Annotated in this window: 12 protein-coding genes; 5 read left to right on the top strand and 7 right to left on the bottom strand. The window is 72.8% G+C overall.

Features of this window, described 5'->3' with window-relative positions:
* Positions 1-188: 188 nt before the first annotated feature.
* From egtD to egtA, 4 genes are read right to left on the bottom strand one after another with little or no spacing between them, the layout of a single operon-like run.
* The gene (gene egtD, locus ABZ930_RS16525) at positions 189-1,175 is read right to left on the bottom strand and encodes an L-histidine N(alpha)-methyltransferase (protein ID WP_361547960.1); all 987 of its coding nucleotides are present in this window, start codon (positions 1,173-1,175) and stop codon (positions 189-191) included.
* Positions 1,172-1,927, bottom strand: a complete 756-nt coding sequence (gene egtC, locus ABZ930_RS16520; protein ID WP_361547957.1) for an ergothioneine biosynthesis protein EgtC — start codon at positions 1,925-1,927, stop codon at positions 1,172-1,174. The genes egtD and egtC overlap by 4 nt, the downstream gene beginning before the upstream one ends.
* A complete protein-coding gene (gene egtB / locus ABZ930_RS16515) occupies positions 1,927-3,291 on the bottom strand; it encodes an ergothioneine biosynthesis protein EgtB (protein ID WP_361547954.1) in 1,365 nt (454 codons plus the stop codon). Before egtB ends, egtC begins: the two co-directional genes overlap by 1 nt.
* Complete coding sequence (egtA, locus tag ABZ930_RS16510; protein WP_361547951.1) at positions 3,288-4,598, bottom strand: ergothioneine biosynthesis glutamate--cysteine ligase EgtA; 1,311 nt, start codon at positions 4,596-4,598, stop codon at positions 3,288-3,290. The genes egtB and egtA overlap by 4 nt, the downstream gene beginning before the upstream one ends.
* Before the next feature lie 234 nt (positions 4,599-4,832).
* Between egtA and ABZ930_RS16505 the strand changes: the two genes are divergently transcribed.
* Positions 4,833-5,681 (top strand): TIGR02452 family protein, encoded by an 849-nt coding sequence (locus ABZ930_RS16505; RefSeq protein WP_361547948.1) that lies wholly within the window; start codon positions 4,833-4,835, stop codon positions 5,679-5,681.
* On the opposite strand, the gene ABZ930_RS16500 is transcribed toward ABZ930_RS16505, so the two are convergent.
* Positions 5,666-6,121 (bottom strand): type II toxin-antitoxin system PemK/MazF family toxin, encoded by a 456-nt coding sequence (locus ABZ930_RS16500; RefSeq protein WP_361547945.1) that lies wholly within the window; start codon positions 6,119-6,121, stop codon positions 5,666-5,668. The two genes, ABZ930_RS16505 and ABZ930_RS16500, sit on opposite strands and share 16 nt — an antisense overlap.
* A gap of 71 nt (positions 6,122-6,192) precedes the next feature.
* On the opposite strand from ABZ930_RS16500, the gene ABZ930_RS16495 reads away from it, so the two are divergent.
* A complete protein-coding gene (locus tag ABZ930_RS16495; RefSeq protein WP_361547942.1) occupies positions 6,193-7,251 on the top strand; it encodes a glycosyl hydrolase family 18 protein in 1,059 nt (352 codons plus the stop codon).
* 131 nt (positions 7,252-7,382) lie between these two features.
* Entirely contained in the window at positions 7,383-8,435 is a 1,053-nt protein-coding gene (locus tag ABZ930_RS16490) for a LacI family DNA-binding transcriptional regulator (RefSeq protein ID WP_361547940.1), read from the top strand.
* Between the two features lie 27 nt (positions 8,436-8,462).
* On the opposite strand, the gene trxA is transcribed toward ABZ930_RS16490, so the two are convergent.
* Positions 8,463-8,858 carry a thioredoxin gene (gene trxA / locus ABZ930_RS16485; RefSeq protein WP_361547937.1) on the bottom strand — a complete coding sequence of 132 codons (396 nt, stop codon included), beginning with the start codon at positions 8,856-8,858 and terminating at the stop codon, positions 8,463-8,465.
* Between the two features lie 142 nt (positions 8,859-9,000).
* Here trxA and ABZ930_RS16480 point away from each other — a divergent pair, with 142 nt between their 5' ends.
* Positions 9,001-10,443 carry an NAD(P)/FAD-dependent oxidoreductase gene (locus ABZ930_RS16480; protein ID WP_361547934.1) on the top strand — a complete coding sequence of 481 codons (1,443 nt, stop codon included), beginning with the start codon at positions 9,001-9,003 and terminating at the stop codon, positions 10,441-10,443.
* 85 nt (positions 10,444-10,528) lie between these two features.
* The gene (locus ABZ930_RS16475; RefSeq protein WP_361547932.1) at positions 10,529-11,053 is read left to right on the top strand and encodes an SRPBCC family protein; all 525 of its coding nucleotides are present in this window, start codon (positions 10,529-10,531) and stop codon (positions 11,051-11,053) included.
* Here the strand turns inward: ABZ930_RS16475 and ABZ930_RS16470 are convergent.
* Positions 10,980-11,657 carry an AIM24 family protein gene (locus ABZ930_RS16470; protein ID WP_361547929.1) on the bottom strand — a complete coding sequence of 226 codons (678 nt, stop codon included), beginning with the start codon at positions 11,655-11,657 and terminating at the stop codon, positions 10,980-10,982. The two genes, ABZ930_RS16475 and ABZ930_RS16470, sit on opposite strands and share 74 nt — an antisense overlap.
* Between the last annotated feature and the right edge of the window lie 290 nt (positions 11,658-11,947).

Below are 11,947 nucleotides of genomic sequence, written 5' to 3'. Positions count from 1 at the left end.
CGCGCCTGGACGACCGGGCGGAGTAGCTCCGCGCGCCTGCCGGTCGGCTGCCGGCCGGTGGGGCTTCTCGCGCAGTTCCCCGCGCCCCTGAGATGCGCACTGCGTGCGCCATCTCATCAGGGGAGGCTGCGCGCAGCGCATGCCTCGGGGGCGCGGGGAACTGCGCGATCAGCCACCACGGACCGGCACTATGACGACTGGTCGCCCACGACGGTGCTCAGGGACAGCGCGAACCTACCCGCGTCATCGGTCCACCAGTGCGTCAACTCCATCCCGGCCGAACGCAGTTCACCCGCGACCCCGCCCCGCCGGAACTTGGCCGACACCTCGGTCCGCACCTCCTCACCCGCGGCGAACTCGACGACCAGATCCACCGCCGGGATCTTGACGACCTGGTCCACGGCGGAGCGCAACCGCATCTCGATCCACTCCGCGCGGCCGTCCCACCGGGCGACGTGCGCGAAGGCGGCCGGGTCGAAATCGGCCCCCAGCTCCCGGTTCATCACGGCCAGCACGTTCTTGTTGAACGCGGCCGTGACCCCGGCCGCGTCGTCGTACGCGGCGACCAGCTCCGCCTCGTCCTTGACCAGATCGGTGCCGAGCAGGAAGAAGTCACCCGGCGACAGCAGCCCGCGCACCGACGCGAGGAACTCCGCGCGCTCCTCGGGCAGCAGGTTGCCGATCGTGCCCCCGAGGAACGCCACCAGACGCGGCCCGGGGGTCGCGGGCAGCTCGAGATCGCGGGTGAAGTCGGCGACGAGCGCGTGGATGCCGAGCCCGGGACGCTCGGCGAGCAGCGAGCGCGCCGCACCCCGCAGCGCGCTCTCGCTGACGTCCACCGGCACGTACGCCGCAAGACCCGGCAGCGCGTCGAGCAGATGGCGGGTCTTGTCGGACGAGCCCGAGCCCAGCTCGACCAGCGTGAGCGCCCCGCTCGCCGCCGCGATCTCGGGCGCGCGGGCGAGCAGGATCTCCCGCTCGGCCCGGGTCGGGTAGTACTCGGGCAGCGTCGTGATCTCGTCGAACAGCTCGCTGCCGCGCGCGTCGTAGAACCACTTGGGCGGCAGCGTCTTGGGGGAGCGGGTCAGACCGTGCAGGACATCGGCCCGCAGGGCCGCGTCGGTCGCGTCCGCGGGCAGGGTGCGGGTGACGTCAAATGTGGGGTTCGTGGTCACGCGGCAGGCTCCTTGAGTGGGGTGAGCAGGACGTCGGTGCGGCTCGCGGCGAGCAGGGTGCGGTCGGGCACCTCGGTCCAGCGCGGGTCGTCGTCGTAGGGCTCGGAGGCGACGACCGTGCCGCCACCGGGGTCCGCGAGGTACCACAGGGTGTCGCCCCAGGCCGTCGCGGCGATCGTCTCGCCGTTGGTGAGCAGGAGGTTGAGGCGGGCAGCGGGCTGGGCCGCGGCCACGTCGAGCACGGTGTCGGCCAGCGCCTGGGCCGGCTCGTCGCCGGTGCGCAGCCGGTGAAGGGCGAGCGCCCACAGGAACGCCGCGTCGCACCGGGCCTCCATCGACAGGAGGTCGGCGGCGGGCAGCGTGGGCACGAGCGGCGCCAGCGACCCGGGCCAGCCCGGCACCGCCCCGTTGTGGCTGAACAGCCAGGGGCCCGCCGCGTACGGCGCCGCGGCGGCCTCCCCGTCCGCTCCCGCGAGCGTCGCGTCCCGTACGGCGGCCAGCAGCGCCCCGGAGCGGACGACCCGGGTCAGATCCGCGTACGAGGCATCGCCCCACACCGGCCCGGAGCGGCGGTAGCGGGCGGGCACCGGGTCGCCGTCCGCGTACCAGCCCACGCCGAAACCGTCCGCGTTGACGGTGCCGTGCCGCTGTCTGCGCGGCTCCCAGGACTGGCGGAACAGACTGTGCGGCGGCGCGTTCAGCACCTCGTTGAGTGCCACCGGCGGTCCCAGATAAGCGAGATGACGGCACATCAGGAACCGTCCTCCCGCGGCTGGGCGTCCCGCGCCGTGCGGAAGCCGGAGAAGATCTGGCGGCGCACCGGATAGTCCCAGTTGCGGAACGTGCCCCGGCAGACCACCTGGTCCACCGCGAACGACCCGCCGCGCAGCACCTTGTGGTCGGAGCCGAAGAAGACCTCCGAGTACTCGCGGTACGGGTAGGCGGCGAAGCCGGGATAGGGCAGGAAGTCGCTCGACGTCCACTCCCACACATCGCCGATCAGCTGCCGCACCCCGAGCGGGGACTCGCCGAGGGGGTAGCTGCCCGCGGGGGCCGGGCGCAGATGGCGCTGGCCCAGGTTCGCCCGCTCGGGGGTCGGATCGGCGTCGCCCCACGGGTAGCGCGTCGAGCGGCCCGTCGCCGGGTCGAAGCGGGCCGCCTTCTCCCACTCCTCCTCCGTCGGCAGCCGGCGCCCCGCCCAGCGGGCATAGGCGTCGGCCTCGTACCAGCTCACGTGCAGCACCGGCTCGTCGGGCGGGACGACCTCCGTCACGCCGAACCGGCGGCGCAGCCACTGACCGCCCGCGTCGCGCCGCCAGAACTGCGGCGCCTCCAGTCCGTGGTCGCGCACCAGGGCCCAGCCCGCCGGCGCCCACCACTCGGGGGTGCGGTACCCGCCGTCGGCGATGAACTCCAGATACGCCCCGTTCGTCACCGGCGTCGTGTCGATGTGGAACGGCGGCACCAGACGGGTGTGGGCGGGACGTTCGTTGTCCAGCGCCCAGGGCTCCGCGGACGTGCCCATCGTGAACGGGCCGCCGGGGACGAGGACTTCGGCCGGTCCGGAGAACGGGACCGTCAGGGATTCGGGGTCCGGCGCGGTCAACGCGGCCCCGCCCGTACGGAGCTGATGAGTGATCAGCATCGTCTCGTCGTGCTGCTGCTCGTGCTGGGCGATCATGCCGAAGGCGAAGCCCGCCCGGGTCAGCCGCGTCCCGCCCTCGGTGTCGAAGGACGCGCCGGCCAGCACGTCGAGGGCGCGTCCGCGTACCTCCGCCGCGTAGCCGCGGGCCTCCCGCGGCGCCAGCAGCGGCAGCTTCGGGCGCTCGGCACGGGGATGCTCGAACGCGTCGTACAGCGGGTCGATCTCGGGCCGGATGGCCTCACGGCCGCCGACGGCCCGCAGCAGCCACTGCTCCTCCTGATTGCCGATGTGCGCGAGGTCCCACACCAGTGGTGACATCAACGGCGAGTGCTGGGCGGTCAGTTCGGGTTCCTCGACACAGCTCGTGAGGAGAGTCGTGCGCCGCCGCGCGGTCTCCAGGGCGTCGACCGCACGGCGCCTGAGGGCCTCCGGGTCCACGGCCTCGATCTCCCGGTTCTGCTGACTGGTCATGAGCGGACGGTCCTCCTCTGTGCGGACGGTGTCGCGGGGTCGCGGAGCTGATCGAGCACGTCGTCGGCGGGGCAGCGGCCACGCAGGACGTAGCGCTGCGTGAAGTCGGCGACGGCCCGGCACACCTCGGGGTCCGCGCCGATCCGGGGGAGCGCGTCGAGCGCCGCGGCGAAGCAGGCCGTGGCCGCCTCCCGCAGCTCCGGATCGGTGAGGGCGAGGCGGGCCGCGTCCTGCCACAGCGGGTTGTGCGGGGCGGGCAGCGGCGCGGAGCGCTCCGCCAGCCGCTTCACGGCCCGGTACGCGGTCTCGGCGGCCTGCGGGTCGTCGAACAGCGCCGTCGTCACGGCGAGCGGGACGAGCCAGCCGTCGTCGCCGGGCTGTGCGTCGATCATGCGGAGTTCGAGGTGGCCGCGCGGGCGCACCGGCGGAAACAGCGTGGACAGGTGGTAGTCGAGGTCCGACCGGGTCGGTGGTCGCGGAGCGCCCGTGCGCACCCATTCGCGGAACGTCAGCCGTTCGGGCACCTCCCACGGCCCGCTGTCCCGGCGCACGCACATCACCGGCGCGTCGAGGACGTGCCGCGCCCACGCCGTGCGCGGCTCGGCGGCGGGTCCCGGGGCGCCGGAACGTCCCGGATCGATGCGCTCCCACAGGAGCTGCCGGGTGGAGCGCCAGCCGGTGGCCCGCCCGGACAGCATCGGAGAGTTGGCGAAGGCGGCGACCAGGACGGCGCCGAGCAGATGGGACAGCACCCAGCGCCTGCCGTGCCCCAGCGGGCCCGGCTCCTCGTGTCCCGCGTCCAGGCACACCTGCACGGACGCCGACGAGCACATCATGGAGCGGCCGGCGGGACCGGCCCGGTCGAGGGAGGCCTCCAGGGCGTCGTAGCGGGGTTCGCGCAGCACGCGGCGGGGTGGCCGCCAGGGATCGGTGCCCTGGCCCGAGAGGACGAGTCCGTGCTCACGGAGCACGGTGCGGACGGCGGTGAGATCGGCCCGCATGACCGAGACGCACTCGGTCAGGGTGGCGGCGGGGAGCGAACTGAGCTCCAGCTGGCCGCCGGGTTCCACCGTGAGCGCCGAGTGCAGGGGCACGGCGCGCAGTGCGACATAGGCCGCGTCGAGTCGTTCGGGAGGTAACGGGAGCCAGGGCACCCCCTGCGGGCGCGGCTCGTGGACGATCCATTCCAGTTCGACACCGACCGCGCGGGGCGGGCCGGTCTTGAAGCAGATGCCCCGGATCAGGGCCTCCACCTCGGTTGCCTCGGTGAGCGGCTCACCGGGGCTCGTACAGTCTGCCTCGCTCATACCGGGATTCCTCCTGGTCCTCACCCGTCCCATGGTCCCCGGTCGGGGCCATGGCGTCGATTCGGCCCGGGTCGGGCCTTTTCGGGCAACGCCCGTCTACCCAAGACCCTCGCCGGGAATCGCACAAGGGTGCGTCCGGGAGTGAGGACGGTCGGACCGCTCCGGCGAAAACCTGTTGTCCGCGCGGTCACCGAGCGCACACGATGGGTTCATGAGAACGACGGGGGAGGGCGCGTGAGCGCCCGGCTGCGGGAGATCGCGCAGCGCACGGAGGAGATCGTCGCCGCGGGGGAGTACGTCACGGGGGACGGGCGCACGGTCGACCTCGCCGACGCGGTGGCACGGGCCCGGGAGGGCACGCGCATGTACGGTCCCGAGCCGGTGACCGTGCCGCCCGCGCCGGCCGTGGCGGCGCCGTCCGTCGAGGTCACGGGGGAGAGCAGCCTCGACGCGGCGCGCCGGATGACGGGGGAGCGGGCGGAGCGGATCGCGGTGCTGAACTTCGCGTCCGCCCGCAACCCCGGCGGCGGTTTCCTGAACGGGGCACAGGCCCAGGAGGAGGCCGTCTGCCGCGCCTCGGCGCTGTACACCTGCCTGCTCAGGGCCCCGGAGTTCTACGACCACCACCGCACCGACCGGGACGTCTTCTACAGCGACCGCGTCATCCACACCCCCGGCGTGCCGGTGTTCAGGGACGAGCGCGGCCGGCTCCTCGACGAGCCCTACCAGGTGGGCTTCCTGACCTCACCCGCGCCGAACGCCGGGGTGATCGCGCGCCGCACCCCGGAGCGCGTCGACCGGATCCCCAGGGCGCTGGCCGCCCGCGCCGAGCGCGTCCTGGAGGTCGCGGCCCTGCACGGCTACCGGCGGCTCGTGCTCGGCGCGTGGGGCTGCGGCGTGTTCCGCAACGAACCCGAGCAGGTCGCCCGGGCGTTCGCGGGCCTCCTCGACGGCCGTTTCCACGGCCGTTTCGAGCAGGTCGTCTTCGCGGTCCTCGACCGTACGAAGGACGCGGCGACCCGCTCGGCGTTCGAGCGGGTCCTCAGCGGCCCCCGGCAGCAGGCCGTTCAGCGCCAGCCGTAGCGCTCCCGCAGCCGCAGCACCACCGTGTTGAAGCGGCCGCGGTCCAGCGCGCACGCCTCGCGCCGCATCCCCTGGTCGTGCACCCGCAGTACGCGGTCCAGATCCACCCACGAGTCGCGGCCGTCCCGGTCCCAGGGTCCCGAGCCGAGCGCCACCCACTCGCGGTCGTGGTCGTGCCGCTTGCTCGACAGCTGCACGGCCAGCAGCGTCCCGGCCGCCTCGCGGGCGACGACGAGAACGGGGCGGTCCTTGCCGCGCCCGTCGTTCTCCTCGAAGGGCACCCACGTCCAGACGATCTCGCCCGGGTCGGGGTCGCCGTCGTGCGCGGGCGCGTACTCGGTGCGCACCGGGCCCACCCGGCGCGGCTCGGCCTCCACCGTGGCCGTCGCTCCGAAGCGGCCGGGGTGCTCGTTCGCGGAATCTTCCGTAAAGGCAGTCACCGGGGTCACGTTAGAGCCTGGACGGCCCAATCCGTGCGGCGGGTCCACGGGATGCCCCGCAGGCTCGGCACATGGCACGACGACGCATACACCGCCCCGCCCTGACCGCACTCCCCGCGCTGCTGCTCCTGGCCGGCGCCCTCGCCCCCGGCGCCGCACGGGCCGCCGACGCCCCACCGCCGCCGCGCACCGTCTCGGCCTGGCTGCCGTACTGGGACCAGGAGAACGCCTACCAGGACGCACTGGAGCACGCCGACCAGATCCGCACCATCAGCCCCTTCTGGTACCAGACGAAGTCCGCGGGCCGCGTCGACGGCCACCCCGGCGCCGGCGAGCGCCGCATCGTCAACGGCCTGCACGACAAGGGCATCCAGGTCGTCCCGACGGTGATGGAGACGATGAAGCCCGGCGCCCTCGGCGCCGTCATGACCAGCCCCGCCCGCCGCGCCGAACACATCGACGCGCTCCTCGCCGTCGTCCGCAGCCGCGCCTACGACGGCATCGACCTCGACTACGAGACCATCGCGCCGAGCCCCGACGCCACCTACCGCGCCGTGCGCACCGGATACGCCGACTTCGTCACCGACCTCTGCGCCCGCCTGCACGACCTGCGCAAGCAGTGCTTCGTCACCGTGACCCCCAAGACCCGTACCAGCGGCCGCGTCTGGGACTACGGGCGACTGGGCGCCGCCGCCGACCGGGTCCGGATCATGGCGTACAACCTGCACTACGCGGAGGGCGCGCCCGGCCCGCTCTCCACCCCGCGGTGGTACGACGACATCCTCACCACGGCCACCGCCCAAGTCCCGCGCGCCAAGCTGGAGATGGGCCTTCCGGCCTACGGATGGAACTGGGCGGTCGGGGACAAGGGCCGTGCACAGCACGTGACATGGAAGGACGCCGAGGCGCTGCGCCGCAAGGAGAAGGCGCCCTACCGTCTCGACCCCGACTCCAGCACCCCGCACTTCACGTACAAGGACGGCAGCACCCGCCGCACCGTCTGGTACCAGGACGCGCGCGGCACCGCGGCCCACCTCGCCGTGCTGCGCACCCACGGCGTCCCGCACACGGTGCTGTGGGCGCTGGGCTTCGAGGACCCGGACGTGTGGAAGGTGCTCGCGGACGGCTGAGACAGGGGTGTCACGTGGCCCCTGCGGGGGACCGCGTGACACCCCAATCGCCGTGCGATGTACGTGTGTTGGCCAGCCGTACGGCACGGAGTGCCCGCCCGGCGCCCGGTGCGGACACCCCTTCTGGAAAGATGCCGTACGTCATGGTGGAGAAACCGCAGATACCCAGTCAGCAGCCCGTACCCGCCGAATCCACGGGCCCGTCCCGCGGCTCGGCGCCCACGAGCGCGGACGTCGCGCGGCAGGCCGGGGTCTCGCGCGCCACCGTCAGCTACGTCCTGAACAACACCAGCGCCGTACGGATCAGCGAACCGACCCGGCGCCGCGTCCACGAGGCCGCCAAGGAACTCGGCTACGTCCCGCACGCCGCCGCCCGCAGCCTGCGCGCCGGACACACCCGCATCGTCCTGATGCCGGCGCCGGACGTGCCGGTCGGCACCCTGTACAGCGGATTCCTCAACGAGTTCCAGTGGGCGCTGAGCCGGCTCGACTACACCGCGGTGCAGTACGGAAGCGTGGGCGTCGTCGGCGACGACGCGGCCCGCGCCTGGGCCGAACTGCGGCCCGTCGCCGTCCTCGCCCCGGTCGGCATGGGTCTGCGCGGCATCGGCGTCCTCCAGCGGTCCGGCGCCAAGGCCGTCATCACCCTGGGCGCCGAGCCGGTCGAGGGAGCGCACGCCCTGATCGCCGACCACCGCGCGGTGGGCCGGGTCGCGGCGGAACACCTGCGCGAGCGCGGTCACCACCGGATCGGTGTGCTGATGCCGCGGGAGGAAGGCCTGGACGCGTTCGCCGCGCCACGCCTCGCGGGCATCCGGGAGACCGGCGCCGAGGCGGTCGCGCTGCCGGTCGCCTACGACGAGGAGCACGCGGCCGACGTCGTCGCGCGCATGAGGGAGTCGGGGCTCAGCGCCGTCTTCGCCTACAACGACGAGTACGCGATGCTGCTGATGCGGGCGCTGCAGGACGCGGGGATCGGCATCCCGGACGAAGTCGCCGTCGTCGGCGCCGACGATCTGATGCTGGGCCGCCTGCTGCGGCCGCGGCTGACGACGGTCCGGCTCGCCCTGCCCTCGGGACAGGAACTCGCGGAGTTCGTCGACCGGCTCGTGCGCACCCCGGCCGCGGAACCGGAGATCAGGGACGTGCTGGGCGCGAGCCTGGTGCGGCGCGAGTCCACCTGACCCGCGCCGCACCCCGCCCCGAAGGGCTCAGCCCTCGTCGGTCGCCTGGCCCTGCTGAGCCTGCTGCTCGGCGACGGACTTGCGCACCTCGTCCATGTCCAGCTTGCGGGCCTGCCCGATCACGTCGTCCAGGGCCTCCTGGGGGAGCGCGCCCGGCTGGGCGAACACGGCCACCTGGTCACGGACGATCATCAGCGTGGGGATCGACTGGATGCCGAAGGCGGCGGCCAGCTCGGGCTGCGCCTCCGTGTCGACCTTGCCGAAGACCAGGTCGGGGTTGGCCTCCGCCGACTTTTCGTAGACCGGGGCGAACTGCTTGCAGGGCCCGCACCAGGACGCCCAGAAATCGATCAGCACGAACTCGTTCTCCGTGACCGTCTGATCGAAGTTCTCCTTGGTCAGCTCCACGGTGGTGCTGCTCATGGTGTTTCCCTCTTCCTGCTTCCTGGGTTCGGGGCGAAGCCGTAGGGGGCAATGCCTTTGTGCACAACCGTCCGTATGGCGGACGTATTCCGCGCCCATACCCATGTGGCCCGCACGCACACCTACGACCACACTGGGCGTCATGACACATGCCACGGATACCACGAATGATCACGCGTACGACGTAGTCGTGCTGGGGGCGGGACCGGTCGGAGAGAACGTCGCCGACCGGGTGCGGGCCGGCGGCCTGAGTGCGGCGATCGTGGAGAGCGAGCTCGTCGGCGGCGAATGCTCGTACTGGGCCTGCATGCCCAGCAAGGCGCTGCTGCGCCCGGTGATCGCGCGCGCCGACGCCCGCCGGGTGCCCGGACTGCGCCAGGCGGTTCAGGGCCCCCTCGACACGGCCGCGGTGCTCGCCCACCGCGACGATTTCACCTCGCACTGGAAGGACGACGGCCAGGTCGGCTGGATCGAGTCCATCGGAACCGACCTCTACCGGGGCCACGGCCGCCTCGACGGGCCCCGCCGGGTCACGGTGACCGCCGAGGACGGCACCGTGACGGTGCTCACCGCCCGGCACGCCGTCGCGGTCTGCACCGGCACCCGGGCCGCGCTGCCCGCGCTGCCCGGCCTGCCGGAGGTCAAGCCCTGGACCAGCCGGGAGGCGACGAGCGCGGAGCGTGCGCCCGGACGCCTGATCGTGGTCGGCGGCGGGGTCGTCGCCGTCGAGATGGCCACGGCCTGGCAGGCGCTCGGCTCGCAGGTCACCCTTCTGGTGCGCGGCGACGGCGTGCTGGACCGGATGGAGCCGTTCGCCGGGGAACTGGTCGTCGACGCCCTGCGCGAGGCCGGGGCCGAGGTGCGCACCGGCGTGTCCGTGACCGCGGTCGAACGCACGGACGGCACGGTTTCGGCCACGCTCACCGACGGGACGGTCCTCCAGGCGGACGAGATCCTGTTCGCGACCGGACGCGCCCCCCGTACCGACGACATCGGTCTGGACTCGGTCGGGCTCGCCCCCGGCTCCTGGCTGACCGTGGACGACAGCCTCCGCGTCGAGGGCAGCGACTGGCTCTACGCGGTCGGCGACGCCAACCACCGGGCGCTCCTCACCCACCAGGGGAAGTACCAGGCGCGGATCGCGGGCGCGGCGATCACCGCCCGCGCGGCCGGAGTGCCGCTCCTGGAGACCGACCGCTGGGGCGCCCACGCCGCCACCGCCGACCACGCCGCCGTCCCGCAGGTCGTCTTCACCGACCCCGAGGCGGCGAGCGCGGGCCTGACCCTCGCCGAGGCCGAGGCGGCGGGCCACCGCGTCCGCGCCGTCGACTACGACCTGGCGAACGTGGCCGGATCCAGCCTCTACGCCGACGGTTACACCGGCCGTGCCCGCATGGTCGTCGACCTGGACCGCGAGGTGCTGCTCGGTGTCACGTTCGTCGGCCCCGGCGTCGGCGAGCTCATCCATTCGGCGACGGTCGCGATCGCCGGCGAGGTGCCGATCGACCGGCTGTGGCACGCGGTGCCGGCCTACCCGACGGTGAGCGAGGTGTGGCTGCGGCTGCTGGAGACGTATCGCGGCTGATCGCGGCCGGGGGAGGGCCGCCGGTCGGCGGTTGCCGGAGTGGCGTCGGGGTCGCACGCTTGTCCTGAGAAGGAGCGTGATCGTCGTGGCCCGCAACCGCCGACTCATCCTGAGCCCGCCCGCCGAGGTGTGGCGGCTGCTGTCCGACGGACACCGCTACGGGGAATGGGTGACCGGCAACCAGCAGGTGCTCGCGGTGGACCCCGACTGGCCCGCCGTGGGCACCACGCTGCGGTTCCGGGTCGGCATCGGCCCGCTGACCACGGACGACACCAGCGTCGTCCGGATCTGCGAGCCGGAGCACCGGCTGGAGCTGGAGGCGAAGGCGGACCCGTTCGGGGCCGCCCGCGTCGCCATGAAACTCATCCCGTGGGGCGAGCACACCGTGTTCGTCCTCGACTGGCATCCCCTGCGGGGCCCGGGCACCCGGATGCACGGCCTGCCCGTGGACTACCTGGTCAAGGTCCGCAACGGCATGATGCTCACCAAGCTGGCCAGGATCGCGGTGGCCGAACGGGCGGCCACCGCGGCGGGCCCTAGTGCTGCTGCGGCTTCTGCGGGGTCGCCTCGCTCGGCCGCACCACCACGAACCCCTCACCCTCCAGCATGAGCTGGACCGCCTCCCCGGACCCGCCGCGGATCATCGACCCGATGGACTGCGAACGGTGCAGGGAGGTCCGCAGATCGGCGGTCCAGCCGACGATCGCGTCCGTGTCGACGTACACCGGCTGCTGCGGCGACACCGGCAGGACCAGCGGATTGCCCTCGCAGACCAGGCCCAGCCGGCCGTGGCCCGTGAACACGCTGTTGAAGAGGCCGCCACCGCTGATTCCGGCGCCCTTCACCGTCTTGATGTCGTAGGACAGCGTGGGATCGAAGCAGAGCACGTTGCGACCGTTGACGGTGAACACGTCGCCAGGTTCGAGGTCCACCACGAACACGTTCTGCGCCTCTTGGGCGAACCAGGCCTCCCCGCGCCCCTTCACCTTCATCAGCGCGAGGCCCTCACCGGTGACGGCCCGCTTCAGCATGCCGCCGACACCCTGGCCCTTGCGCTCGAACTGCAGATTCCCCCGGTAGGCGATCATCGCGCCCTGCCGCGCCATCATCTCGCCGTCGACGACGTACCGGATCGACTTGGCGTTCTGGACGGACATGCCCGGCGCCACAGCGGCCTGCACCATGAACTCATTCGCGAAAAGATCACCCTTCATCGGGGCATCGTGTCCCGGAGTGGATCGTTCCGACAAGGTCCGCACGAGATCCGTGACGGGGACGCCGCCGACACCCGGGCGTGCAGGCGCACCGGGTGTCGGCGACGAGCGAGATGAGCGGGCGGGGTAGAGCCCGCTGACTCACCCCCTACTACCGGCCCAAGTGGGCCCGCGGATGCACCCGTTGAGAAATGTGTTCGCTTCTATTGATGGCCATCCGCGAAGAACCGTTCCCGAACAGTTCTTCCGGAACGACTCTTCCCCAACGGCTCTTCCCCGCCTACGCTCGG

The sequence above is a fragment of the Streptomyces sp. NPDC046716 genome, assembly GCF_040645755.1.
GTDB lineage: Bacteria > Actinomycetota > Actinomycetes > Streptomycetales > Streptomycetaceae > Streptomyces.
The sequence above is the reverse complement of the archived record's forward strand: the minus strand, read 5'-3'. Positions and strand labels throughout refer to the sequence as shown.

Excerpts from the sequence above, each read along its gene's own strand:
- egtC (WP_361547957.1), bottom strand. The coding sequence starts at position 1,927 with ATGTGCCGTCATCTCGCTTATCTGGGACCGCCGGTGGCACTCAACGAG.
- egtB (WP_361547954.1), bottom strand. The coding sequence starts at position 3,291 with ATGACCAGTCAGCAGAACCGGGAGATCGAGGCCGTGGACCCGGAGGCC.
- egtA (WP_361547951.1), bottom strand. The coding sequence starts at position 4,598 with ATGAGCGAGGCAGACTGTACGAGCCCCGGTGAGCCGCTCACCGAGGCA.
- ABZ930_RS16495 (WP_361547942.1), top strand. The coding sequence starts at position 6,193 with ATGGCACGACGACGCATACACCGCCCCGCCCTGACCGCACTCCCCGCG.
- ABZ930_RS16490 (WP_361547940.1), top strand. The coding sequence starts at position 7,383 with ATGCCGTACGTCATGGTGGAGAAACCGCAGATACCCAGTCAGCAGCCC.
- trxA (WP_361547937.1), bottom strand. The coding sequence starts at position 8,858 with ATGAGCAGCACCACCGTGGAGCTGACCAAGGAGAACTTCGATCAGACG.
- ABZ930_RS16480 (WP_361547934.1), top strand. The coding sequence starts at position 9,001 with ATGACACATGCCACGGATACCACGAATGATCACGCGTACGACGTAGTC.
- ABZ930_RS16470 (WP_361547929.1), bottom strand. The coding sequence starts at position 11,657 with ATGAAGGGTGATCTTTTCGCGAATGAGTTCATGGTGCAGGCCGCTGTG.